Consider the following 24325-nt stretch of genomic DNA (forward strand, 5'->3'; position numbering starts at 1 on the left):
GGTTCCAGGTCAGCCCCATGACGAGGTGACGGCTCAGCCAGCCTTACGGAACGTCCAGGCCTGGTACGGGTCGCCGTACTCGGGAGCGAGGGCCACGCGTGGCGGGAAGATGCGCAGCAGGCTCATACCTAGCCGCATGGGGGCGCCCGGTACGGCGATGGCGAAGGAGTCCGGCTCGTGTCCGGGCAACAGCTTCCACGCGCGTTCATCGGACAGCAGCATGGTCAGCTCGTGCATGTCCGGGTCGCCCTCGTAGCTGACGAAGAGAGGCAGGTGGGCATGGGTCGCCTCGATCGTGTACGCACTGTTGCCGTCGCTGCGGACCCGCCACTCCTGCATGCCGTCGCCCGGGGGTAGCAGCATGAGGGGGTCGCCGGGCCCCGGTCCCATCGCAGTGAGGAGTTGTTCATCGGTGAACGCGATCTGGTAGAGACCGTCGGAGATAGCGGCCACGCCACACCCTTTCGTCGGTGTCGAACGCCGGGGCCGCCACCGTGACGTCCCCAGCAGACAGCGTTGCCCGCGACGTATGCGGGCAATCGCGGACGGTGACCGTTTCACCGGAACGGCAGGGATCGCAGGGGAGCAATCCGGTGGCGCCACCGTGCCGGCAATTGGGCGCACCAGTAGTGCCTTCGTCGATCCGACCACGGAACCGCCTGCGCCGTGCATCTGTCTTCTTCCACGGTGAGTGACCAGCACGACACGATGCCCTGTCCGCTTCAGACGTCGGGCCGGGGGAAGGTAAGACGGTGGAGATCGAGCTGGCGGACGCAGTGGCGGCAGCGCGGGATGAGCTACTCAAGGCTGCAGCCCAGGGGGCAGGACCTCGCCTTCAAGGTCGGACCGGTCGAACTCGAGCTCGCGATGGAGTTCCGTGCGGCTGCCAAGGCCAAGGCTGGCTTCAAGGCCTGAGTGATCACAGGTGATGTGGGAGCCGGACTGGCGTGAACGCGTACTCATCGGGTGAAGTTCGCTCTTACCCCGCAGCAGCCCGCCGGCGTGACCTCCTCGTCCACGGCCTTCCCGACCGGCCGCAAAGCCCCGGCGATGTCTCCGGCCACATCGAACCGTAGGCGGGCGTAGGCAGGCCGCGGCGAAGAAGTCGAAGGTTTCGCGGGTGCAGAGTGGAACGTGTGCGTGTGCCCGACGTGGACGGGCCCAGCGGGCGGGGATCCCTCGTAGATGATCGGACCGCCATCTGGCGCGGACCCACAGCATGCCGCGACGATGCCGTCCTCCACATCGACGACCGGACTGGGAACCCCTGCCCGGGCCTCTGGTGCGGTGGGGTCGCCTTGTCGCCAATCGGCCCATCGATTGGTCGATGGTGAGCGCGGACTCCACCGTGTGCCGTGCTCACCAGCACGCCGCTAGCGCACGCAAACAGGCGCCGAGAAAAGCCGGGAATTCCGGTCCAGGAGTGCATTCCCGTGCCTCGTCCGGCCGACGGGCACCCCCGTATCCGGCCGGACCACCTGAGCGGCGACAATGCTCACTCATCACGCCGCAACCGCCGTTACCTGCGGCGCCGACAGATCAAACACACTGTTCCCGAACGCCGTGACCAACAGGCTCACCGCCGCGGCAGCGATGCCGGAAGGCTCACCGGCTTTGACCCGGCACGCCATGCGCACAGGAACGAGATCGAGCGCCTGATCCACCGCTTGAAGACCTACCTGGCACTCGCCACGCGCTTCGACAACACGGTCTCCGCCAGATCCAGTACCGCAGCAACCTCATCAACGGATGCCTCGCTGAAACCGGCCTCACCATGACGACACCACGTCAACAAGGTCAGTAGCGGCCTCAGGAGGCTGACCGGCGTGTGTGCGGGTCGGCTGTCAGGGAGTTCAGGGCTTTCGTGGGACGTACCGGAATTCTGGGCCGTAGCTCCTCTTCCGGTCCTTGGGAAGGGGCATCTGCATCAGATCCAGCGCGTCCCCTTCGAGGGACCTCATGTGGGCGTACGCGCTGAACAAGTGCTTGTCGGCTTCGTTCGGATCGTCCTGATTCCATGCGTCATCCAGGGCGCGCAACAGGTTGCTGAACGTCATGTTGAAGGCGTCCAATACCTTTCGTACCGGTTCATCGGGCACAGTGTCCGGGTTTTTCGCCCAGCCGCCCTTCGGCACCGTTCCCATCGGGTAGGCGCTCGGCATAGGGATGTCGGCGCCGGCGAAGTCCCACTTCGGCGGGTCGTCGCTCACCTTGGCCAGCTTCTTGCCGCGATAAATCTCGCGGAACACGTAGTAGTGGGCGAGCTCTCCCTTGTATCCGGGAAACTTGTTTTCCGGAGTCTTGTCGGTTCCCTCCCCCTGCTCCTTGATGATCGTGATCGCCAGGCGGACGTCCTCGATCGACTCGATCGCGAAGAGGCTGTTTCCCTCTCCCTGTCCCTTCATGTCTACGATCACCTGCCGACGGCCGTTGATCCAGTCCAGGTGCTGCTCGAACACCTCCAGGATGGCGCTGTAGAAGAGGCCGATCGAGCGAAACTCCTCCTCGTCGGCACCGAAGCTGGCGAGCGGTTTCTCGGGAGCTTCGATCTCGGAGAACATCTTGACGGATTCCCGGGTAAAGCCGCTGAGATAGACCTCTAGCTTGGGGTTGAGCTTGGGTCGCACCCCACCAGGCAGAGGGCAGGGATACGGCGCGATCACCTTCTCGTCAGCCAGCAGCGGCTGGCCGCCGATCGTGGTCAGCATGTTGCACACATGTCCCAGGTGAGACATCTCGTCGTAGATGATCGTCAGGATGGCCTTGCGTGCGGCCGCACTCGCCTCCGAGCCGCCGAGGATCGACCAGTACCCGCACAGGTACGGCGGCAGAGTGGCGATCTCCAGCGTGATCGCCTGTTGCAGCGCGCTCTGCAGCCAGCCAAGGGACCGCTGTTCCGACGGCGTCCTCATCAGCTGGACGATCCCGTCGTTGGTGTAGCCGAGCTCCACGGTGGTCACAACGTGTCCTTTCGTCGACGAACGACTGTCGCTGCCCACCCTCGACGCAACGACCGCCACGACATGCGACATCCGCTGAGGTGTTCGCATGGACCACCCGCCCGGAGGAGCGCACCCTGCCGAACAGCTCGCTGACCATCACAAGCCTTGTGGGTGGTCCTGTGCAGCTGCTCAGCCGCCCCTAGGGTCATGTCGCGGAGGAAGGCGCCATCGTGCGGGATCCGGCTCGCCGGCCGCCCCTGCCAACCCACCGGACAAGTTCTGGCTCCCTGAACAACCTCTGGGTGGGGCCGCGCCAGGAAGGCTTGACCGCTATTCAGGAGGCCGCCGGAATCAGCCGCACCCTGTCCGAGACCAACCGGAGGAGGCCGTCGGCCACCGCCGCGCGGTGGCCGAGGTGACCCCGGACGCCTATGCCCACCATCCTGGCAGGCCACCCACCGGCAGCTCGGGCGCTTGACTGCGACGGTCTGTCGGAGGGAACTGTTCCCGCTAGCCGGGTGTCGTGCGTGTCATCCGTCGCTCGATGTGGATCTGGGTGAACACCGCAACCTTGGCTCGCAAGGCCCAGGGGTCGAACGGTTTGGTGATGTAGTCCACTCCACCCACAAGGTATCCCTGGTTTGCGTGCACGGGATCTGCGCCCATGGCAGTCAAGAAGATGATGGGAACGTCTCGGTTGCGATGACGGCGCTTGATCTGGGCAGCTGTCTCGTAGCCGTCCATCTCGGGCATCTGTACATCCATGATGATGACGGCGAAGTCATCGTTGTCCAGGAGGGCTTTCAGTGCCTCGCGCCCGGACGAGACGGTGACCAGCTCTTGGTCCAGCGTGCCGAGCACCGCGGTGAGGGCCAGAAGATTGTCCGGCTGGTCATCGACGACCAGGATCTTCGGCAGCGCGGCGTCCGGCGCCCCCGGCAGCGCTTGGGGGCTTTCGAGCGTTTCGAGCTGCCGCTCGAGCAGCCTACAGCGTTCTTCGGCAGCGGCTCGCTCGTCCCGCATGCTCTGCAGTTCCGCGCCCAGCTTGGTGACCTGCTGCTGCAACAGATCGCGCTCCTCGATGAGCTGGGAGACCTTGGGGTGCGCTGCTGCGAGTTCGTCCGCGCGCCCGCGCTCGGCCTTCCAGTCCGCCTCCAGCTGCGACAGACGCACCTCCAGGTCGTGGATCCGGCTGGTTCGCTCCAGGAGCGCATCGCCCAGAACGTCTCCTTGCACACTGGAGCGACGGGATCGACGGTCCTCGTCTGCCAACTGCTCCTCGATCACCTCCATCGCGTGATGCTGCGAGGAGCCGGAGTCGACTGCGGCCCGGTAGAGGTCACGGACCATTTCGACGGCATCGGTAGTGACGGCCGTGCCCCGGTGCTCCCCGAGATCGGCCAGCAGTTCCTGCACGGCCTTCCACGGCGGGATCCGGTTGCCGTTGAGGTATCGCGAGAGCGTGCCGGGATCCCACTGCCGTCGGGCGGCGTAGCGGCGAACGGAGACGTCCAGCCCTTCGAACAGCTCTCTGAGTGCCTGGGCAAGGGCACGCGACGCCTCGGGCAGATCGCTGCCGAGTGGCCTGAGGTCACCCACGTCCCTCTCCCTCTTCCCGCTCTGGTGTGTGCCGGCAGGTGCGTTCTTGGTCGGGCTCGATGAGCCGGTTGAAGAACGGCACTGCCAATGCGGCGGCGCCCAGTCCGGCGAGGGTGCTGCGGGATGCATTCTCACCGGCCGTCAGGGACAGGGCCGTGGCAATGGCGCCACTGAGCACGGCGAGCAGGAGCACGAGAGCGGAGCGGGCTGTTAACAAGGGCTTATCCATGGTGCCTTCCCCCTCAGGACCCCTAGCCGAGGGCAAGGAGGCCTGTCATCGGTGCGAACGGTGGTTCGCCGCCTGGGACACAAAGCATGGAGTGTCACGCACCTGTTGCACGCCATAATCTTCGGCGCAGCACCCGAATCGAGGTGTTGCAGCCGTCAACCCCCTGACACAGAATGGCGTTTGACCAGGTCAGGATGGCGCGCCTGTACATCGTTGCCAGTTGCGTTGCATGCAACGTGGGCGATGCCCGTCGGCCATGCAGCAGCAGTTGTCCGCCCCTCCTTGGCCAGCACCGTTTGATGCCGCAGACCGTTCACCCCGTGTGCCGCACGAGTGGCGGCTGGGGTGGGTCATCCCGTCCAGCACCAAGGACGGTGCACGCGCACCGCTGATATGCGATGGCCAGGAGCTCACGGACAACGGCGAGGCGACGGGAGCCGATGGCCCTCGCACACGTTCTCCTGCCGGCTTTGCGGCATCACCACTCGTGCCTATGGCCTCGGCTTCATGATGCATCGTGACGGGGTGTGGCCGGGTCGACGGGGAGGGTGTTGCGGTGACGGGTGTGGAAGTTGTCGCAGCCGCTGCGGTGACGTATCTGGTGCGTAAGGCCGGTCGGGTTGGTGGGCGCGCGGATGGAGAGGTGGATCGTGCCCTTGATGAGGGGATGGATCGTCTGCATGAGCTGATCGGGGAGAAGCTGGGCGCGGATCCTGTGCTGGATCGGCTGGCGGAACAGGCTCAGACGGGCGTGGTGGCCGAGCGGACCGAGCGGCGGGTCGCCCCTTGCGGTTGCGGACGCGGCCGAGGCGGATGAGGACTTCGCCACTCTGCTGCGTGAACTGGTGAAGGCTCTCCAGCAGCGGAAGGACGCTGCGAGGGGCGGTGCGCGTTCGGTCACCAAGTGGCCGGTGTGGTCATCTCGCTTCCGTTCTGGGGTCTCCGTCTCGTCCTCGAACCACTGTCCTCTGGTGTCGGCTCCGCCCCAGGGCCCTTCGATCCTTCGGGTCGGCATCCGGCGCACGGGCGGGTTCCGCTGCGCCTGCGACGTTTTCTCCGCCGGGCCGGCGACCATCACCTGTTGATCCGTGACGACAACGGATACAGATTTCCTCACGCGCTGTTGCGTGACTATTTCGCTTCGCTGGATCCGGCAACCGCCCTCGCGCCCAAGCCGCCGAAATCCGAATCCCGCTAGCAGCGGCATAGTCTCCCTTGCCGCCGGGTGGGATCGGACACCGGAGCCGAGTGCCCGGTCCAGGAACCCGACAACGCTGCTCTGCCGGGGCCCTTCAGAAGCTTCGATCACCGTGAGGTACTGGGCACTCTGTCGGTTTGCGACAGCCTTCCTCTCGCCTGATGCTGAAGGCTGAAGCAGGCGGCCGACCTGCCCGCCACAGTGGCGCCCACGGGAGGCAAAATGCCGAAGGCCCGCAAAGACATCAATTCACTCACCGACACGCAATTGAACGACTATATCCACGCGCTCGACATTCTGCGGCAGCGATCGGAGGTGAACGAGAACGATCCGACCGGGTACGCTTTCCAGGCGTCTCTGCACAACGGTTCCGCAGGCCCCTGCGAGCACCAGAGCGACCTCTTCCTGCCCTGGCACCGAGCACACCTGCACTACTTCGAAAAGTTGCTCCAAGCAGCCGATCCGCCGCGCACTCAGAACGTCACCATTCCCTACTGGGACTGGATCAGCGAGCAGACGCCGGCGAAGTTCCCTCTTGCGTTCAAGAAGCCCGGGCTGAAGTCTCCGCGCAGCTCCCAGGCCGCAGCGCTGCCTCCCGACACCCTTTCCATCGTCACGACGGAGACGAACCAGAAGGAGTTCGCCGGCTATCCCAACGGCGATCTCGCCGGAAACGCAGGACGGCTCGAAAGGGGTCCGCACGACTACATGCACGGCTTCTACATCGGCGGAGCCATGGGGAATCCGTCGACGGCGGCCGAGGACGCGATCTACTTCAGCTTTCACGCCTTCATCGACCTGATGTGGGCCGAATGGCAGCAACGCAACGGAACACCGCTCCTGACGTCGCCGGACCACGTTCTCAGGGGTTTCACCACACAGCCCAGGAACAAGGTCTCCGACTTCACCAACACCGTGGACCTCGACTACGAGTACGAGTACACCGACCGGCTCAAAGCAGCATTCGCCGTGCCGGTGCCGCCCCCGGTCCCCCTCAGTCTGCTGGCGACCGAGCCGCTCACCCCGCTCGGCGGCGCCGACCTCGCGACGGAGCTGCGCGACAAGGAGATTGTCCACCTCGGGCTCGCGGTGCCCGAGACGAAGGGGCAGCGGCTGCTCGTACGACTCGACGAACTCAAGGTGCCGCAGACCGGAAGCTACATGCTGCGCGGCTACGTTCATCCCTCCGACGTGCTCTTCCAGCCGGACGACAGCGAGTTCACGGACAGGTTCGCCGTGGGCTACGTGGCCCTGTGGCGCGCCCACCCGCACCTGCACCACGACGGTCCGGCCGCCGCCCACCACCCCGTCTCCCGTACGGCGCGCTTCGACGTAACGCATGCGCTGGACTCGCTGGGCGCGAACGGCGCCGACCTCGTGTTCAGCCTGCAGTTCATCCCCGCACCCAGCCCGACCGGCCTGCCTCCACACCCCGCACCGCCCCTCGACGAGGTTGAGCTCAAGGACGTACGCATGGAGGTGTACTCCTGATGCGCACCCCGGTGTACGAGCTGCACATCCAGCCTATGTTCAGGGCGACGGACCGCGATCACATGATCCCGTTCGGACTCAACCTCTGGGAGTACGACGCCGTGGTCGAGCACGCTCAGCACGTCCTCGAACGCCTGGAAGCCGGCACCATGCCAACCAGGGCGCTCGGCGGGCCATGGCCGCAGGAGTGGATCGACCTCTTCCGGCGCTGGAAGGAGGGTGGTTTCAAGCGCCTTGAGCTCGGCAAAGCCCAGTTCGCGGTCACCCGCTCGCCCAGTGCGGTCACGGTGAAGGCGACCGGGACGTATCCCGCGGCGGGCTTCCTGGGGTGGCTTCAGCTGGAGAGCGAGTCCGACACGGCCAAGACGTACGTCCTGTACTTCGAAGCGCCGGACGCACCGGTGGCCGGTGAAGCCGACGAGTTTGAATTCAAGGAGCGCTACAGCTCCTCGGACACCCGGACCCTGTTCATCCACGACAGCACAGGCGTCCAGGAGCACTGATCACGCCACGACGGTCAGGGGCCGCCGCCGCGGGAGCGGCGGGAGCCTCGCTGGTGAGCTACTTCGGCGTCTCCGAGGGCGACGCTGCCACCGAATGAACATCAGCGCCGTCTGCGGCCAGCACACGCATCCCGAGCGGGTCCGACTGAGCCCGCAGCACCAACCCTCACCGCGCTTCCATGAGTCCGGAACACCGCTCCCGCCCTCGCGGGCTATTTCCTCACCAAGTGCACGGAAGCCAACCGGATCAACGCCCCCGGAGAAATCCTCCTTCTCCGGAAACAATTCGCCGATCACCTCACCATCGGTGAACAGATCGCATTCCGCCACAGCGATCCTCCTCTTCGGGCAGTGCGAAGAATGCGGTGTCGGCGGCGGTGATGAGGTCGCAGGCGAGGACGAGTTCGAGGCCGCCGGCCACCGCCGCGCCTTCGACGGCAGCGATGAGCGGCTTGGTTCGGCGGGCGCGGGTGAGCCCGGCATGAAGGGTTCCAGCATCGCGATCCGGCGAGGCACGAACGCGGAGTTGACCAGAGCGCGTAGGCGAGTGTGGTCGGGGACCTGATCCGACGCCGCTCCCGCACCACAGCGGCAAGACAACTGGCCTGGCCTTTCACATCACCTTGCCGATAATCGACCAGACACGGCGAGTTACATTCTCGTCCAGACGCGGGCAGGCGGTACGACTCTGTGCTGGGGCCGTCCCATGACGGCCACCTCGTCAAGGATGTGGGCGGCGCGGCAGCGGTCGCGGGCGTCGGTCCAGGAGAGCCCAGCCGGCGGCAGCCCGACCTGGCCAAGACCTGGTGCTGGGGACGATCGCCTCTGCGCTGTCGATCGCTTGGGAGCCGCGATCCTTCGCGTGCCGTCGTTCGAAGACGGCCCGAGAACCGTCGCGGCGACCTACGACCACGCGTATTCCGTCGCCGCGTCCAGCAACCAGTCCGTCAGGTAGCCCGCGAAGGACGAGCGGACCAGTACCCAGAATCCGGCCCTGGGTTCGTCACGGGAGACCAGTACGGCCTGGGCACGGCCCAGGGTGGTCTGGGCGCAGCGTCCGGGGCCGAAGACGCGCGGGTGCAGGTCCAGTGGGCAGCCGTGGGCCAGCAGGTCGCGGGCGCGGGGGCCCGAGACGAGGAGTGTGGTGCGCTGGGCCGAAACGTCGGTGACGGACACCGGTTCGTCCGCGGCGGCCGACCGGATCCGGCTCTCCAGGTCCCGCTGGATCCCGGGACGGCCCACCAGCAGCCATTCGTCCGGGCCGAGCCACAGCGCGGTCAACCCCCCTGCCCGTACGACGGTGTTGGGTTCGAGGGGCAGGGCGAGGTCCAAGGCGAGTCCGACGGCGTCCGCTGCCGCCCCCTTGGCGTCCAGGCGGACGTTGACCTGGGCCAGGAAGGGGAGTTCGGCCAGCCGGAGCGCGCCCGCGCAGGAGCGCGTCGCGGCGGCCAGGCGGTCGGTCGCGTCCGCCAGGGGGCTGCGGTGCTGTGCGGTCAGGGCGGTGTCAGCCATCGCGGCGGGCTCCCTCGGGGTCGTAGAGGACGGGGCTTGCGACGGTCACCGGGAGCAGGCGGTCGCCCACGGGGGCGTAGAGGCGTTCGCCGATGCGGTCGCGGCCGCCCTTGATCAGGGCGAGCGCGAACGTCCGGCCGAGGGCCGCGCTGCGGTAGCTGGAGGTGACGTGGCCGAGCATCGGGACGGGCGGGGCGGGCAGCTCGCTGTCGGCGACCAGGTGGGTGCCCTCGGGGAGGAAGGCGGCCGGGTCCTCGGGGAGCAGGCCGACGAGGTGCTTGCGGTCGGGGCGGACGGTGTCGGCGCGGGCGTAGGAGCGCTTGCCGATGAAGTCGGGCTTCTTCTTGGACACCGCCCAGCTCATGCCGAGGTCCTGGGGAGTGACCGTGCCGTCGGTGTCCTGGCCGATGATCGGATAGCCCTTCTCGGCCCGCAGCACGTGCATCGTCTCCGTGCCGTAGGGAGTGATGCCGTACTGGGCACCGGCCTCGTACAGTGCCTCCCAGAGGGCACGGGCCTCCCACGGCGACACGTTGATCTCGTAGGCCAGTTCGCCGGAGAAGCTGATGCGACAGACCCTGGCGGCGACGCCTGCGACGGTCGTCTCCCGCCATGCCATGAACGGGAAGTCCTCGTTCTCGACAGCCAGTTGGGGTGCCAGTGCGCCGAGGACCTCGCGGGAGCGGGGGCCGACGAGGGCGACGGTGGCCCACTGCTCGGTCACGGACGTGCAGTGGACCCTCAGTTCCGGCCACTCCGTCTGGAGCCACTCCTCCATCCAGTCCAGTACGGCGGCCGCGTTGCCCGTGGTCGTGGTGACCAGGAAGCGGTCCGGGGCGAGCCGGATGACCGTGCCGTCGTCGAAGACCATGCCGTCCAGGCGGCACATCACGCCGTAGCGGATCATGCCGACCTTCAGGGTGCTCATCATGTTGGTGTAGAGCCGGTCGAGGAATGCGGCGGCGTCCGGGCCCTGCACGTCGATCTTGCCGAGGGTGGAGGCGTCCATGAAGGCGACGCCCTCGCGGGCGGCGGCGCATTCGCGCAGCACGGCCGCCTCCATGTCCTCGCCGTTCTGCGGGTAGTACCAGGGCCGCTTCCACTGGCCGACGTTCTCGAACAGGGCGCCGTGCGCGACGTGCCACTCGTGCAGGGCCGTCGTGCGGACCGGGTCGTGCAGCGTCCCGCGGTCGCGGCCCGCGAGCGTGGCGAAGGAGACCGGTGTGTACGGCGGCCGGAACGTGGTCGTGCCGAGCGCGGAGACGTCCACCCCGAGCAGTTCGGCGACCACGCCACTGGCCAGGACGCCGGAGGTCTTGCCCTGGTCGTTGGCCGTGCCGGCCGTGGTGTAGCGCTTGGTGTGCTCGACCGAGCGCATTCCGGCACCGGTTGCCCGGGCCAAGTCGTCCACGGTGACGTCGCGTTGGAGGTCGACGAAGCGCGGGGCGCCGTCCCGGCCGGGAACGGTGAAGACCTGCATGGCCGGCGTCTGCGGCTGCGCGGCCACCTGCGGGAGGCGGGGCGTCTCGGAGGTGTAGCCCTCGGCCTCGATCGCCCGCCTGCCGGCCGCTGCGCCCTGCGCGAGGGCGCGGGCCAGGTCGAGGACACCGTCGGCGCCGCCCACGACCTCGACCGCCTGGCGGCAGGCGTCGGGAACGAAGGAGCCGAGGGCCTCGTCGTAGCGCAGCTTGCCGCCCGCCTGACTGAACAGGTGCGCCACCGGGTTCCAGCCGCCGGAGACCAGCAGCAGGTCGGCGCTGAACTCCCGCTGCCCCGTGGACTGTCCGTACGGCGCGACGGTCACGGCGGTGAGTCGCGGGGCGCCCTCCGTGCCGGTGACCGCGTGCCCGGCCAGCACCTCGATGCCGGCCGCCCGGGCACGCTCCGCCCACTCCCCCGGCTCGCTGCGGGTGTCGACGATCGCCGTGATGTCCAGGCCCGCCGCGGTGAGGTCCAGCGCCGCCGCGTAGGCGCTGTCGTTGGTCGTGAAGACGACGGCGTGGCGGCCGGGCAGGACACCGTGACGGTTGGCGTAGGCGCGGGCCGAGGCGGCCAGCATCACACCGGGGCGGTCGTTGTCCGCGAAGGCGAGCGAGCGTTCGTGGGCGCCGGTGGCCAGGACGACGCGGCGGGCCCGGATGCGCCAGACTCGTTCACGCGAGACGTTGTCCGGGGCCTGGGCGCCGAGGTGGTTGGTGCGGCGCTCGACGGCGAGGAGGTGGTTGTCGTCGTAGTGGCCGAAGACGGTGGTGCGGCGCAGTACGCGGACGTCGGGGGCGGTGTCGAGCAGTCCGGCGACCTCGTCCACCCAGTCGAGGTGTTCGGCCGTACCCAGGAGGCTGCCGCCCGGCTCCGGCTGGTCGTCGGCGAGGATGACGCGTGCTCCGCTGCGGGCGGCGGCTGCCGCCGCGGCGAGGCCGGCCGGTCCGGCGCCGACCACGAGCAGGTCGCAGTGGGCGTGTACGGCGTCGTAGCGGGCCGGGTCCGGAGCGGTGGCGAGGCGGCCCTGGCCCGGGAGGCTGGTCGCGACCAGGCCGTCGTACAGTTCGACGGTCGTCGCGGGGAGCATCGGCTCGGGGAAGGGGGCCTCGATCTGGACGACGGCGTTGGGTTCCTCGACTCCGGCGGAGAAGATACCGCGGGGACGGCCGAGCTTGGTGCTGGTGCCGGCCTGGATGACGCCGTTGGCGAGGAGGGCGGAGGCGAGGGTGTCGCCTCGGTAGCCCTGGTATTCGGTGCCGTCGAAGGTGAAGGTCAGGGGCGCGTCGCGGTGGATGCGGCCGCGGGTGGGCAGGCGGAACGGCTGGTCCTCCCCCACCCCGCTCGCTCCCGAAACCAGGGGGTCCGCTTTCTGGACCCCCGCCGGGGGCTCCGCTGCCGGACCCGCCTGCGGCTCCTCGGGGGCCATGTCCGCAAGCGTCGGACGGGCTGATTGCGGCGTTCGGGGCTCGACAGCGGCCGGACGCTGCTCCCCCGCCCGGTACACGGCGAGGATCTCGTTCGTCGCCGTGTCCCGCACCGCGTTGAACCAGCGGCGGCAGCCTGCCGCGTGGCTCCAGCGCTCGGCGAAGGGGCCCTTGGGGTTGTCACGGAAGAAGAGATAGCGGGCCCACTCCTCGTCGGTCAGGGCCGCCGGGTCCTCGGGATACGGCACGTGTGCCTGGCCGCCGTAGTGGAACTCGGCCTCGTCGCGGGGCCCGCACCACGGGCAGGGGATGAGCAGCATGGTTCGGCTCCCTAGTGGGCCACCGCGGCCGCGCCGTGCTCGTCGACGAGCGCGCCGGTGGTGAAACGGTCGAGCGAGAAGGGGGCGTTGAGGGGGTGGGGGGTGTCGTGGGCGATGGTGTGGGCGTACACCCAGCCGACGCCCGGGGTGGCTTTGAACCCGCCCGTGCCCCAGCCACAGTTGAGGTAGAGGTTGTCGACCGGGCTGAGTCCGACGATGGGCGAGGCGTCGGGGCTGACGTCGACGATGCCGCCCCAGGTGCGCAGCACGTGGGCACGTGCGAAGACCGGGAAGAGTTCCAGGGCGGCCGACATCTGCTCTTCGATGATGTGGAAGGCGCCGCGCTGGGTGTAGGAGTTGTACGCGTCGATGCCCGCGCCCATCACCAGCTCGCCCTTGTGGGCCTGGCTGACGTACACGTGTACCGCGTTGGACATGACGACCGTCGGGTGTACGGGTTCCAGGAGTTCGGAGACCAGCGCCTGCAACGGGTGGCTCTGCAGCGGGAGTTCGATGCCCGCCATCGCGGCCAGCACCGAGGTGTGGCCGGCCGAGCAGAGCGCCACCTTGCCCGCGGCGATCGGGCCCAGTGTGGTCTGGACTCCGACCACCCGGCCGCCGACCACGTCCAGGCCGGTGACCTCGCAGTTCTGGATGATGTCGATGCCGGCGGCGTCCGCCGAGCGGGCCAGGCCCCAGGCGACGTGGTCGTGCTTGGCGATGCCGGCCCGCGGCTGGTAGGTGCCGCCCATCACCGGATAGCGCACGTCCGGGGAGATGTTGACGATCGGGCAGACCTCCCTGACCTGCTCGGCGTCGAGCCATTGCGCGTCCACGCCGTTCAGGCGGTTCGCCTCAACGCGGCGCACGCTGTCGCGGACGTCCTGAAGGCTGTGGGCGAGGTTGAGCACTCCGCGCTGGGAGAAGAGGATCGGGTAGTCGAGCTCCTCCGCCAGCCCCTCCCACAGTTTGAGCGCGTGCTCGTAGATGCCGGCGCTCTCGTCCCACAGGTAGTTGGAGCGGATGATCGTGGTGTTGCGGGCCATGTTGCCGCCCGCCAGCCACCCCTTCTCCAGTACGGCGACCTTGGTGATGCCGTGGTTCTTCGCCAGGTAGTGGGCGGTGGCCAGGCCGTGTCCGCCACCGCCGACGACGATCACGTCGTAGGACCGCTTCGGCTCGGGCGTGCGCCACAGCCAGTCCGGGTGTTCGGGAAGGTCGGCGCCGGGGGTGCGGGGGCTCATCGGACGTCTCCTGAAGAACCTGTAGGACCTGAGAGGTGCGGGTAGAGCGGGTGCTTCGCGGCCAGTGCCTCGGTGCGGGCGCGCAGGGCGGCGATGTCGGGCTCGGGCTGGAGTGCCAGCGCGATCACATCGGCGACCTCGGCGAAGTCCTCGTCGGTGAATCCTCGGGTGGCCAAGGCTGGGGTGCCGATGCGCAGGCCAGAGGTGACCATGGGCGGGCGCGGGTCGAAGGGCACGGCGTTGCGGTTGACGGTGATGCCGATCTCGTGGAGCAGGTCCTCGGCCTGTCTGCCGTCCAGTTCGGAGTCGCGCAGGTCCACCAGTACCAGATGGACGTCCGTACCGCCGGTCAGCACCTTCACCCCGGCGGCGGCCGCGTCCGGGCGGGTGAGGCGGTCGGCGAGGATGCGGGCGCCTGCGAGGGTGCGGGCCTGGCGCTCCGCGAACTCGGGCGAGGCGGCGACCTTGAAGGAGACGGCCTTAGCGGCGATGACGTGCTCCAGCGGGCCGCCCTGCATGCCGGGGAAGACCGCGGAGTTGATCTTCTTGGCGAGGTCGGCCTCGTTGGTGAGGATGACCCCGCCACGCGGGCCGCCGAGCGTCTTGTGGGTCGTCGTGGTGGTGACATGGGCGTGCGGTACGGGGTTGGGGTGCAGTCCGGCGGCGACGAGGCCCGCGAAGTGGGCCATGTCGACCATGAGGAGGGCACCCACCTCGTCGGCGATCCGGCGGAAGGCCGCGAAGTCCAGCTGCCTCGGGTACGCCGACCAGCCCGCGATGATCATCTTGGGGCGGTGTTCCTTGGCGAGCCGCTCCACCTCGTCCAGGTCGACGAGGTTGTCCGCCTCGGACACGTGGTAAGGCACGACGTTGAGCATCTTGCCGCTGTAGTTGATGCGCATGCCGTGGGTGAGGTGCCCGCCGTGGGCGAGGTCGAGGCCGAGGATGGTGTCGCCGGGCTGGAGCAGCGCGAAGAAGACCGCGGTGTTCGCCTGGGCGCCGGAGTGCGGCTGGACGTTGGCGAAGCCCGCGCCGAAGAGGGACTTGATCCGCTCGATGGCGAGCCGCTCGGTGACGTCGACGTGCTCGCAGCCGCCGTAGTAGCGACGGCCGGGGTAGCCCTCGGCGTACTTGTTGGTGAGGACCGAGCCCTGGGCCTCCATCACCGCGGCGGGCGCGAAGTTCTCGGAGGCGATCATTTCGAGGGTGGACTGCTGGCGGTGCAGTTCGGCTCGGAGTGCGGCGTGGACCTCGGGATCCAGGTCCACCAGGGGGGTGTTCAGCGCGTTCATACGGCGTTCGCGTTCCTCTCGGCGGCCTCGACGACATTGGCGAGCAGCATGGCTCGGGTCATGGGGCCCACGCCCCCGGGCATCGGCGCCAGCCATCCGGCGACCGTGGCGGCCTCCGGGTGCACGTCGCCGACCAGCCCGTGCTCGGTACGGGTGATGCCGACGTCCAGGACCGCGGCGCCGGGGCGCAGCATGTCCTTGGTGATCAGGCCGGGCGAGCCGGCGGCGGCGATGACGATGTCCGCCTCGCGCACGTGCCAGGCCAGGCCCTTGGTTCCGGTGTGGCACAGGGTGACGGTGGCGTTCTCCGACCTGCGGGTGAGGAGGAGCCCGATGGGCCGTCCCACGGTGATGCCGCGTCCGATCACGCACACACGCGCTCCCGCGAGCGGCACCTCGTAGCGGCGCAGCAGTTCGACGATGCCGCGTGGGGTGCAGGGCAGCGGGGCGTCGACGCCGAGGACGAGCCGGCCGAGGTTGACGGGGTGCAGGCCGTCGGCGTCCTTGGCCGGGTCCATGCGTTCCAGTACGGCGTTGGCGTCCAGGTGGCGCGGCAGCGGGAGCTGGACGATGTAGCCGGTGCAGGCCGGGTCGGCGTTGAGTTCGTCGATGACGTCCTCGACCTGCCGTTGGCCGGCGTCGGCGGGCAGTTCGCGGCGGAGGGAGGCGAGGCCCACCTGCGCGCAGTCGCGGTGCTTGCCCGCGACGTAGGCGTGGCTGCCCGGGTCGTCGCCGACCAGGACGGTGCCGAGTCCGGGCGGGCGGCCGGTCGCGGTCAACTTGGCAACCCGCTCGGCAAGTTCGCCACGGATCCGGGCGGCCGTCGTCTTGCCGTCGAGCAGTCGTGCGGTCACCGGCGGTACCTCTTCCCCACTGCTAGCCACGAAGACGGGACATGGTCGGGTCGAACAGGGGCTCCTCGGCGACGACGGCCTCGACGCGCTGGTCGAAGTAGCCGATGTGCACGGTGGTGCCGGGGGTGGTGAGTTCCGTGGGCAGCCATGCGTACGCGATGCCCTTGCCGATCGTGTAGCCGTAGGCGGCGCTGGTGATGTACCCGACCGCGCGGTCGCCGTCGTACACCGGCTCCTTGCCCATGACGACGGCCTGCGGGTCGTCGACGGTGAGGCAGGTGAGGCGGCGCCGTACGTCTGCCTTGCGCCGCTCCAGCGCCGCCTTGCCGACGAAGTCGTCCTTGTCGAGCTTGACGGCGAAGCCGACGCCGGCCTCGTAGGGGTCGTGCTCGTAGGTCATGTCGGTGCCGAAGGAGCGGTATCCCTTTTCCAGGCGCAGGCTGTTGAAGGCGCCGCGGCCGGCGACGATGCCGCCCAGCGGCTCGGCCGCCTGCCACAGGGTGTCCCAGAGCTTCTGGCCCAGGTCGGCTGTCGTGTACAGCTCCCAGCCGAGTTCACCCACGTACGACAGGCGCATCGCCGTCACCGGGACGCTGCCGATGTGGGCGCGCTTGGCGCGGAAGTACTTGAGGCCGTCGTTCGAGAAGTCCTCGTCGGTGAGGGGTTGCAGCACCTTGCGGGCGAGTGGTCCCCACAGGCCGATGCAGCAGGTGCCGGGGGTGATGTCACGGACATGGACCGTGCCGTCGGCGGGGAGGTGGCGGGTGAACCAGTCGAGGTCGAGGTTGCCGTTGGCACCGACCTGGAAGAGGTCGCGGGCCAGTCGGGCCACGGTGACGTCGCTGCGGATGCCGCCGTCGTGGTCGAGGAGGAGGGTGTACGTCACCGAACCGACGGACTTGGCGACCTTGCCGGTGCACAGGCGCTCCAGGAAGGCGGCGGCACCGGGGCCGAAGACCTCCAGGCGCTTCAGGGCCGTCATGTCGTACATCGCGACGGTCTCGCGGGTGGCCTGTGCCTCGGCGCCGACGATGGGAGACCAGTACTGCGCGGCCCAGTCGTTGGGGGTCGGGATGGAGCGGCCCTCGACGAGGGCGGCGTTGGCCTCGTACCACTGCGGGCGCTCCCAGCCGTTCGCCTCCAGGAAGCAGGCGCCCCGCTCCTGCTGGCGGGCGTAGAAGGGGCTGGTGCGGATCGGACGCGGTTTCCCGGACGGCTGGAGGGGGTGGAGGATGTCGTAGACCTCGACGAAGTTCTGGCAGTCGCGGGCGAGGACGTACTCCGGGGTCAGCTGGTGCGGCTCGAAGCGGTTGACGTCGCACTCGTGCAGGTCGAAGGACGAGCAGTAGCCGTCGACCAGCCATTCGGCCATGGCCCGCCCGACCCCCGCGGAGTGGGTGACCCAGACGGCCTCGGCGACCCAGAAGCCCTTGACCGCCGGGGACTCGCCGAGCAGCGGGAAGTTGTCGGTGGTGAAGGAGAAGAGGCCGTTGATGCCCTCCTCGATCTTGGCGTCCTTCGTCGCGGGGAGCAGGGACTGGGTCTCGGTCCAGGCGTCGGCGAAGTCGTCCTCGGTGAACTTCAGGACCGACGGCATCGCCTCGGCCTCGTCCACGGACAGGATGTCATCGGCGGAGACGGGCATCGGGCGGTGGCCGTAGTAGCCGATGCCCAGGGTGTCGAAGCGGTCGCGGTAGTAGAGGTCGCCGTCCTGGTGGCGCAGGATCGGGCGCACCGCCTCCTCGGTCTGGCCTGCCAGCGCGGGGACCGGGCCGGTCCAGGCGAGCTGGTGGGCGAGCGGGGTGAGCGGGAGGTTCAGTCCGGCCATGCGGGCGATCTTCGGTCCCCAGATGCCGGCGCAGCACACGACGATGTCGGCGGGGATCTCCCCCTGGTCGGTGCGGACACCGGTCACTTCGCCGTCGGCCTGCAGCACATCGAGGACCTCGTGGCGCGCCAGGAAGCGCACGCCGCGTTCGGTGGCCCGGCGGATCTGGGCCTCGACGGCGAGGACGGCCTTGGCGAGACCGTCCGTGGGGACCAGGAGGCCGCCGAGGACCCTGTCCCGGTTGACCAGGGGGTGCTGTGCGACGCATTCCTCGGGGCTCAGCAGCCGGGCCTCGATGCCCCAGGCGGTGATCCAGCCGTGGCGGCGTCGGAGTTCGGTCAGACGCTCGGGGGTGGTGGCCACTTCGAGGCCGCCGACCTGGAGGAAACAGGGCCGGCCGTCGACGTCGAGGGAGCGGAACTTCTCGACGGTGTAGCGGGCCAGTTCGGTCATGGTCTTGGAGGAGTTCGTCTGGAAGACCAGGCCGGGAGCATGTGAGGTGGAGCCCCCGGTCGCGGGGAGCGGGCCCTGGTCGACCACGGTCACTTCGGTCCAGCCTCGCGCGGAGATCTCGTCGGCGAGCGCCGCTCCCACGACGCCCGCTCCGATGATGACCACTCGGGGTCCCGCCATCGCCGCACCTCCGATTTCAAAACCGGTTCAGTTGCTGCCTGCGCAACATGCTTCAGGTTGCGCAACTCAATGTGCCCGTCTCGGGGAGAGGGTGTCAAGGGGTCCGTGACGTCGGAGGACAGGCCGGAACCCACCCCTGAACACGGCGATGCCCGGCGGGCGATGCGCACGGATGCGCATCGCCCGCCGGGCATGTTCGACCGTCTGCCGGCCCCGGGCTACTTCACCCAGGCGTCCACCTTGTCCTTGTTGGCCTCGACCCACTTCTCGGCCGCCGCGTCGGGCGACATCTTGTCCACCGCGATGTACTTGGCCACGGTGTTCTGGTCGTCGTTGGTCCAGTTGAAGTTCTTCACCAGGTCATAGGCGGGGCTGCCCGACTTGGCGAACTTGGCACTGACGATCTTGTCGAGGTCGTAGACGGGATAGTCGCAGGCGACCTTGGCCGCATCCGCGTCGCAACCCGTCTTGTACGCGGGCAGCTTGACCTTGACCAGGGGCACCTCGGACATGAACCACTGCGGCTCGTAGAAGTAGCCGAGTACCCATTCCTTGTTCTTCTCGGCCTTCCGGAAGGCCTGGATGAGCGCGGTCTCGCTGCCCGCGTACACCACCTTGAAGTCCAGCTTCAGGTTCTTCACCAGTGCCGCGTCATTGGTGACGTACGACGGGTCGCCGTCGAGGAGCTGACCCTTGCCGCCCGACTCGGAGGTCTTGAAGTGGGACGCGTACTTGTTGAGGTTCTTCCAGTCGGTGATGTCCGGGTGCGCCTTCGCCAGCCACGGCGGCACGTACCAGCCGATGAGGCCCTTGTTGCCGGTCTGGCCGGCCTCGACGGCGGTCTTCTGCCCGGTGATGTACTTCTTCTTCAGGTCGTCGTGACCCCAGTTCTCCAGGACGGCGTCGACCTCCCCGGTGCCGAAGCCCTGCCAGGCGATCTCCTCCTTGAGGTCCTTCTTGTTGACCGTACAGCCGAGGTTGTGCTGCGCGACGTACGCGACGACCGCCGCGTCCGCCTCGTAGCCCACCCACGGGTTGACGGCAAGGTTGAACGTGCCGCACTTGCCGGAGCTCTTGGAGCCGGAGGAGGAGCTGTCGCCGACCTTCGCCCCGCCGCACGCGGTGAGGGTGAGGCCGAGGACGGCCAGGCCGGCCGCGCCGGCTCGCCAGTGTCTTGCCATGGTTCGTGCTCCTTAAGCGCTCGCGCGTCGCGCCGCTGCCTGAGTGATCCGGTCGAACATGACTCCGAGCAGTACGATGGCGAGTCCCGCCGCCAGCCCCTTGCCGTACAGCTCTCCCTGCGAGAATCCGGCCACGACGTCGTAGCCGAGGGCGCCCGCGCCTACCAGGCCGCCCACAACAACCATCGACAGCACGTAGATCAGGCCCTGGTTGGTCGCGAGCGTCAGGGCACTGCGTGACATCGGCAGTTGAACCTTGGTGATGATCTGCCAGGTGTTGCACCCGGCGGAGGTGGCCGCCTCGACGGTGGTCTCGGGCACGGCCCGAACCCCGTCCGCGATGATCTTCATGGCGACCGGCGCCGCGTAGACGATCGCGGCGACGATGGCGGTGAAGCGGGTCGCGCCGAACAGTGCGAGGAACGGCACGAGATAGACGAACGGCGGCATGACCTGTGCCGCGTCCAGGCTGGGCCGCAGCACCCGGTCCACGAGCATGCTGCGCCCCATCCACACCCCGAAGACGACACCGAGCACCATCACCAGCACGGTCGCGACGACGGTCGACGCCAGCGTCGTCATGGCGTCCGACCACAGCCCCGTGCCGAGAAGCAGGCCCAGGCACACGACGGTGGTGATCCCGGCGCGCCAGCCGCCGAGCACCACACCGAGTCCGATCAGGACCGCGCCCACGAGCCACCACGGGGAGTCGGTGAGCAGCGACTGGAAGGGATTGAGCAGGCCGTTGGTGATCGTGTCGCGGAAGGCGTTCGTCAGGCCGGACAGATTGTCCTGCAGCCAGGTGGTGACGTCGTCGGCCCCGCCGGCGATGGAGCTGCCCATGCCGCCGTCGCCGGGGAACTCGGCGGCCCACACATAGGTGTGCGACATGTAGACCAGTACCGCCGTGACCGCCGCCCCCGCCCCCAGCAGCGGCCGGCGCCACTTCGGGAAACGGTTCCTCGAACGCCGGGCCGCCTCCTCGCGGGCGCTCGCCGCGGTCGTGACCCGGTCCAGGACGATGGCCATGACCACGATGGCCAGGCCCGCGTTGAAGGCCGTACCGACGTCGAGCGACTGCAGGGCCTGCAGCACGGTCTTGCCGAGGCCGGGCGCGTCGATCAGGGCCGCGATCGTCACCATCGCCAGGGCGGCCATGATGGTCTGGTTGACGCCCATCACCACGGTCCGCTTGGACATCGGCAGCAGGACCTTGAGCAACGACTGACGGCGCGTCGCGCCCAATGAGTCGGCCGCCTCCACCGTCGTCTCGGGTACGGAACGGATGGCGTGCGCGGTGATGCGAATCGCCGGCGGGGCCGCGTAGATGACGGTGGCGATCACGGCCGAGGCACCGCCGATGAGGAAGAACAGCGTCAGCGGCGCCAGGTAGACGAACGTCGGCATCGTCTGCATGAAGTCCAGGACGGGCGTCATGATCCGGTTGACCCGGTCGGACAGTCCCGCCCACACACCCAGCGGGATGGCGAACAGCAGCGCCACGACGACCGCGGAGAGGGTGAGGGCCAGGGTGTCCATGCTCTCCTGCCACAGGCCCTGCAGCCCGAAGAAGGTGAAGCCGGCCACGGCCAGCAGCGCCACCCGCCAGTTGCCCGCCGCCCACGAGACGTATCCGGTGAGGCCGACGACTCCCAGCCAGCCGATCTGCGGGACCGGCCGGGTGTCGGACGGCTGGGAGATCAGGTCCTGGATGAAGGTGACCAGGTTGTCGATGATCAGCCGGATCTCGTTGAAGAAGTACAGGAAGAGCGGGTTGGAGTTGCGGTCGGCACCGATGGAGTCGTTGACATCATTGAGCCAGCGGTGCAGACCGGTGAGGTCCGCCGCGGCCAGGGACAGGGTCTGCTTTCCGCGCAGCACGGCGAAGAGCACCAGCCACAGGACCAGGATCGCGGCCACCACCATGGCCCGGCTGATCCTGCGCACGCGGACCGCGGGAGCGATCGGCTCCGCCGTCTGTGTCTGCTCCGGTTTCTCCATGGCGACGGTCATCACATGTCGCCTTCCTGTCCGGCGACCACCGCGAGGATCTCCTCGTCACCGACGATGCCGAGCAGCTTGCCGTCCTCGACGACCTTGACCGGCTTCTCGGCCGCGAGGACGGCCCGGGTGGCTTCCCGCACCACGACGTCCGGGCCCAACTCGGGGCCGTCCAGGGCGTCGCCGTCCTCCGGCGGGCGCATGATCCACCGCAGGGTGAGGACGTCGCCGCGCGGCACGTCCTTGACGAACTCGCGTACGTAGTCGTCGGCGGGGGCGCCGACCAGTTCATCGCCGGTGCCGCACTGGACCGTCTTGCCGTCGCGCATGATCAGGATGCGGTCGCCCAGCTTGAGCGCCTCGGAGAGGTCGTGGGTGATGAACACCATCGTCTTACCGACCTCGTGGTGCAGCCGGATGACCTCGTTCTGCATGTCGCGGCGGATCAGCGGGTCCAGCGCCGAGAACGGCTCGTCGAAGAAGAGCACGTCCGGGTCACCGGCGAGCGCGCGGGCGAGACCGACGCGCTGCTGCATACCGCCGGAGAGCTGGTCGGGGTAGGAGTTCTCGTATCCGGCGAGGCCGACCAGTTCGACAACCTCCAAGGCCCGCTTGGTGCGTTCGGCCTTGCTCATCCCGCGGATCTCCAGGCCGAAGGCCACGTTGTCCACCACCCGGCGGTGCGGCAGCAGCCCGAAGTGCTGGAAGACCATGGAGAACTTGCTGCGGCGCAGGTCGCGCAGGCGCTTGGCGTCGGCCTCGCGGATGTCCTGGCCCTCGAAGACGACCTCCCCGGCAGTGGGTTCGATCAGCCGGGTCAGACATCGCACCAGCGTGGACTTGCCGGAGCCGGACAGCCCCATGACGACGAAGACCTCGCCCGGCGCGACGTCGAAGCTCGCGTCACGTACGGCGGCGGTGCATCCCGTGCGGTCCATGAGCTCGCGGCGGGTGAGGCCACACAGCTCCTGCGATCCCGGTACCCGGTCGGCCTTCGGCCCGAACACCTTCCACAGATTGCGCACGGAAATGACCGGAGAGCCGTCCGAGTCCTGGGGTGTGCCGCGCCGCTGCGGCACCTCGGTCTGTGTGGGGGTCACGATCGACCTCTTTTCGGCGTTCAGCCGCGGAACCAGTGCTGCGGCCGGGGTTGGATGTTCTGCCAGATGTGCTTGGGCTCTCGGTACTCGTCCAGGCCGGTCGGTCCCAGCTCCCGGCCCACGCCCGAGTGCCCGAAGCCACCCCATTCCGCCTGCGGCACATAGGGGTGGTAGTCGTTGATCCACACCGTGCCGTGCCGCAGCCGCCGGGCGACTCGCTGAGCCTTTCCGGCGTCCTGCGTCCACACGGCCCCGGCGAGTCCGTACTCGGTGTCGTTGGCGATGCGTACGGCATCGTCCTCGTCGGTGAAGCGCTCCACGGTGAGCACGGGTCCGAAGGACTCCTCGTGCACCACGTGCATGTCCTGCCGGCATTCGTCGAGGACGGTCGGCGGGTAGTAGTGGCCGTTCGCGAGGTCAGGATCGCCGGGCCGTTCGCCGCCGCAGCGCAGCACGGCGCCCTCGGCGAGGCCCGCGGCGACGTACGCCTCGACCTTCTCCAGGTGCTGGGCGGAGATCAACGCTCCGGTCTCGGCCTCGGAGTCGAAGGGGCCGCCCAGACGGATCTGCCGCGCGCGGCGGACGACCTCGTCGACGAACCGGTCGTGCAGCGAGTCCTCGACGATCAGCCGGGCACCCGCCGAGCAGACCTGCCCCGAGTGCAGGAAGACGGCCGTGAGCGCGAAGTCCACGGCCGTCTCGAAGTCGGCGTCCGCGAACACGACGTTCGGGTTCTTGCCGCCGAGCTCCAGCGCCACCTTCTTCACCGTCGAGGCGGCGGTGGCCATGATCCGCTTGCCGGTCTCCAGGCCACCGGTGAAGGAGACCATGTCGACGGCCGGGTCCTCGGAGAGCGGTGCGCCCACCTCGGGCCCGGTGCCGAGGACGAGGTTGGCGGCGCCGGCCGGGAGCCCGGCCTCCTCAAGTGCCTTCATCAGCAGGATCGAGGTGGAGGGGGTGAGCTCACTGGGCTTGAGGACGATCGTGTTGCCCGCGAGCAGGGCGGGCGCGACCTTCCAGGACGCCTGGAGCAGCGGGTAGTTCCAGGGGGTGATCAGACCGCACACGCCGATCGGCTCGTACACGACGCGGCTGACGGCTTCGTCGCGGCCGGTGTCGATCACGCGGCCGGCGTCCGTGCCGGCGAGTCCGCCGTAGTAGCGGAAGCAGGAGACGACGTCGGCGATGTCGTACTCGCTCTCCACCAGCCGCTTGCCGGTGTCCAGCGACTCGGCGCGGGCGAACTCCTTGGCGTCGCGCTCGATGAGGTCGGCGGTACGCAGCAGCAGCGCGCCGCGCTCGCGTTCGGGGGTGCGCGGCCAGGGGCCCTCGTCGAAGGCGCGGCGGGCCGCGGCGATCGCCGCCTCGGCATCGGGACGTGTCCCCTCCGACACGGTCGCGGAGAGCGTGCCGTCAGCGGGACAGCGGATTTCCCGGAGGTCTCCGGCCACCGGATGCCGCCATTCTCCATCCACATACAGGTCTGCCACGC

The 24325-nt window shown here is 68.7% G+C and carries 18 protein-coding genes and 2 pseudogenes; 4 read left to right on the top strand and 16 right to left on the bottom strand.

The window, feature by feature from the left end:
- Positions 1-33: 33 nt before the first annotated feature.
- Positions 34-453 (bottom strand): hypothetical protein, encoded by a 420-nt coding sequence (locus IPZ69_RS07045; protein ID WP_235453130.1) that lies wholly within the window; start codon positions 451-453, stop codon positions 34-36.
- A gap of 339 nt (positions 454-792) precedes the next feature.
- Between IPZ69_RS07045 and IPZ69_RS46885 the strand changes: the two genes are divergently transcribed.
- The gene (locus IPZ69_RS46885) at positions 793-915 is read left to right on the top strand and encodes a trypco2 family protein (RefSeq protein ID WP_268834317.1); all 123 of its coding nucleotides are present in this window, start codon (positions 793-795) and stop codon (positions 913-915) included.
- Between the two features lie 400 nt (positions 916-1315).
- A pseudogene (locus tag IPZ69_RS07050) lies at positions 1316-1778 on the top strand (IS5/IS1182 family transposase); the annotation flags it as partial.
- 75 nt (positions 1779-1853) lie between these two features.
- Here IPZ69_RS07050 and IPZ69_RS07055 read toward each other — a convergent pair.
- The 4 genes from IPZ69_RS07055 to IPZ69_RS07070 form a co-directional block, all read right to left on the bottom strand.
- Complete coding sequence (locus IPZ69_RS07055) at positions 1854-2960, bottom strand: ferritin-like domain-containing protein (RefSeq protein WP_235453131.1); 1107 nt, start codon at positions 2958-2960, stop codon at positions 1854-1856.
- A 492-nt stretch (positions 2961-3452) separates the two neighbouring features.
- The gene (locus tag IPZ69_RS07060; RefSeq protein WP_235453132.1) at positions 3453-4541 is read right to left on the bottom strand and encodes a response regulator; all 1089 of its coding nucleotides are present in this window, start codon (positions 4539-4541) and stop codon (positions 3453-3455) included.
- Positions 4534-4770 (bottom strand): hypothetical protein, encoded by a 237-nt coding sequence (locus tag IPZ69_RS07065; protein WP_235453133.1) that lies wholly within the window; start codon positions 4768-4770, stop codon positions 4534-4536. The genes IPZ69_RS07060 and IPZ69_RS07065 overlap by 8 nt, the downstream gene beginning before the upstream one ends.
- Before the next feature lie 505 nt (positions 4771-5275).
- A complete protein-coding gene (locus IPZ69_RS07070; protein ID WP_235453134.1) occupies positions 5276-5977 on the bottom strand; it encodes a hypothetical protein in 702 nt (233 codons plus the stop codon).
- 258 nt (positions 5978-6235) lie between these two features.
- Here IPZ69_RS07070 and IPZ69_RS07075 point away from each other — a divergent pair, with 258 nt between their 5' ends.
- Both IPZ69_RS07075 and IPZ69_RS07080 read left to right on the top strand, forming a co-directional pair.
- The gene (locus tag IPZ69_RS07075; RefSeq protein WP_235453135.1) at positions 6236-7459 is read left to right on the top strand and encodes a tyrosinase family protein; all 1224 of its coding nucleotides are present in this window, start codon (positions 6236-6238) and stop codon (positions 7457-7459) included.
- The gene (locus tag IPZ69_RS07080; protein ID WP_235453136.1) at positions 7459-7962 is read left to right on the top strand and encodes a hypothetical protein; all 504 of its coding nucleotides are present in this window, start codon (positions 7459-7461) and stop codon (positions 7960-7962) included. Before IPZ69_RS07075 ends, IPZ69_RS07080 begins: the two co-directional genes overlap by 1 nt.
- Positions 7963-8305: 343 nt before the next feature.
- On the opposite strand, the pseudogene IPZ69_RS07085 reads toward IPZ69_RS07080, so the two are convergent.
- The 11 genes and pseudogenes from IPZ69_RS07085 to IPZ69_RS07135 form a co-directional block, all read right to left on the bottom strand.
- Positions 8306-8440: pseudogene (locus tag IPZ69_RS07085) on the bottom strand (enoyl-CoA hydratase-related protein); the annotation flags it as partial.
- A gap of 425 nt (positions 8441-8865) precedes the next feature.
- Complete coding sequence (locus tag IPZ69_RS07090) at positions 8866-9474, bottom strand: sarcosine oxidase subunit gamma (RefSeq protein WP_235453137.1); 609 nt, start codon at positions 9472-9474, stop codon at positions 8866-8868.
- Positions 9467-12700: a sarcosine oxidase subunit alpha family protein gene (locus IPZ69_RS07095; RefSeq protein WP_235453138.1), complete on the bottom strand. Its 3234-nt coding sequence runs from the start codon at positions 12698-12700 to the stop codon at positions 9467-9469. The genes IPZ69_RS07090 and IPZ69_RS07095 overlap by 8 nt, the downstream gene beginning before the upstream one ends.
- An 11-nt stretch (positions 12701-12711) precedes the next feature.
- Positions 12712-13944 (bottom strand): sarcosine oxidase subunit beta family protein, encoded by a 1233-nt coding sequence (locus IPZ69_RS07100; protein ID WP_235453139.1) that lies wholly within the window; start codon positions 13942-13944, stop codon positions 12712-12714.
- Positions 13941-15236, bottom strand: coding sequence for a serine hydroxymethyltransferase (gene glyA / locus IPZ69_RS07105; protein ID WP_235453140.1), 1296 nt, complete (start codon positions 15234-15236; stop codon positions 13941-13943). The genes IPZ69_RS07100 and glyA overlap by 4 nt, the downstream gene beginning before the upstream one ends.
- Positions 15233-16090: a bifunctional methylenetetrahydrofolate dehydrogenase/methenyltetrahydrofolate cyclohydrolase gene (locus tag IPZ69_RS07110; RefSeq protein WP_235453141.1), complete on the bottom strand. Its 858-nt coding sequence runs from the start codon at positions 16088-16090 to the stop codon at positions 15233-15235. The genes glyA and IPZ69_RS07110 overlap by 4 nt, the downstream gene beginning before the upstream one ends.
- A 22-nt stretch (positions 16091-16112) precedes the next feature.
- Positions 16113-18551: a GcvT family protein gene (locus IPZ69_RS07115; protein ID WP_235453142.1), complete on the bottom strand. Its 2439-nt coding sequence runs from the start codon at positions 18549-18551 to the stop codon at positions 16113-16115.
- Between the two features lie 218 nt (positions 18552-18769).
- Positions 18770-19732, bottom strand: coding sequence for an ABC transporter substrate-binding protein (locus IPZ69_RS07120; protein ID WP_235453143.1), 963 nt, complete (start codon positions 19730-19732; stop codon positions 18770-18772).
- 12 nt (positions 19733-19744) lie between these two features.
- The gene (locus IPZ69_RS07125) at positions 19745-21745 is read right to left on the bottom strand and encodes an ABC transporter permease (RefSeq protein WP_235453144.1); all 2001 of its coding nucleotides are present in this window, start codon (positions 21743-21745) and stop codon (positions 19745-19747) included.
- On the bottom strand, positions 21745-22833 hold the full coding sequence (locus tag IPZ69_RS07130) for a quaternary amine ABC transporter ATP-binding protein (protein ID WP_235453145.1): 1089 nt from the start codon (positions 22831-22833) through the stop codon (positions 21745-21747). The genes IPZ69_RS07125 and IPZ69_RS07130 overlap by 1 nt, the downstream gene beginning before the upstream one ends.
- 20 nt (positions 22834-22853) lie before the next feature.
- Positions 22854-24323 carry an aldehyde dehydrogenase family protein gene (locus IPZ69_RS07135; RefSeq protein ID WP_235453146.1) on the bottom strand — a complete coding sequence of 490 codons (1470 nt, stop codon included), beginning with the start codon at positions 24321-24323 and terminating at the stop codon, positions 22854-22856.
- Positions 24324-24325: the final 2 nt, after the last annotated feature.

It is taken from the genome of Streptomyces olivochromogenes (genome assembly GCF_021538895.1).
Taxonomy (GTDB): Bacteria; Actinomycetota; Actinomycetes; order Streptomycetales; family Streptomycetaceae; genus Streptomyces; species Streptomyces olivochromogenes_A.

Coding starts and splice junctions, on each gene's coding strand:
- IPZ69_RS07070 (WP_235453134.1), bottom strand. CDS start 5,977: ATGCCGCTGCTAGCGGGATTCGGATTTCGGCGGCTTGGGCGCGAGGGC.
- glyA (WP_235453140.1), bottom strand. CDS start 15,236: ATGAACGCGCTGAACACCCCCCTGGTGGACCTGGATCCCGAGGTCCAC.
- IPZ69_RS07080 (WP_235453136.1), top strand. CDS start 7,459: ATGCGCACCCCGGTGTACGAGCTGCACATCCAGCCTATGTTCAGGGCG.
- IPZ69_RS46885 (WP_268834317.1), top strand. CDS start 793: ATGAGCTACTCAAGGCTGCAGCCCAGGGGGCAGGACCTCGCCTTCAAG.
- IPZ69_RS07115 (WP_235453142.1), bottom strand. CDS start 18,551: ATGGCGGGACCCCGAGTGGTCATCATCGGAGCGGGCGTCGTGGGAGCG.
- IPZ69_RS07095 (WP_235453138.1), bottom strand. CDS start 12,700: ATGCTGCTCATCCCCTGCCCGTGGTGCGGGCCCCGCGACGAGGCCGAG.
- IPZ69_RS07065 (WP_235453133.1), bottom strand. CDS start 4,770: ATGGATAAGCCCTTGTTAACAGCCCGCTCCGCTCTCGTGCTCCTGCTC.
- IPZ69_RS07120 (WP_235453143.1), bottom strand. CDS start 19,732: ATGGCAAGACACTGGCGAGCCGGCGCGGCCGGCCTGGCCGTCCTCGGC.
- IPZ69_RS07125 (WP_235453144.1), bottom strand. CDS start 21,745: ATGACCGTCGCCATGGAGAAACCGGAGCAGACACAGACGGCGGAGCCG.
- IPZ69_RS07090 (WP_235453137.1), bottom strand. CDS start 9,474: ATGGCTGACACCGCCCTGACCGCACAGCACCGCAGCCCCCTGGCGGAC.
- IPZ69_RS07100 (WP_235453139.1), bottom strand. CDS start 13,944: ATGAGCCCCCGCACCCCCGGCGCCGACCTTCCCGAACACCCGGACTGG.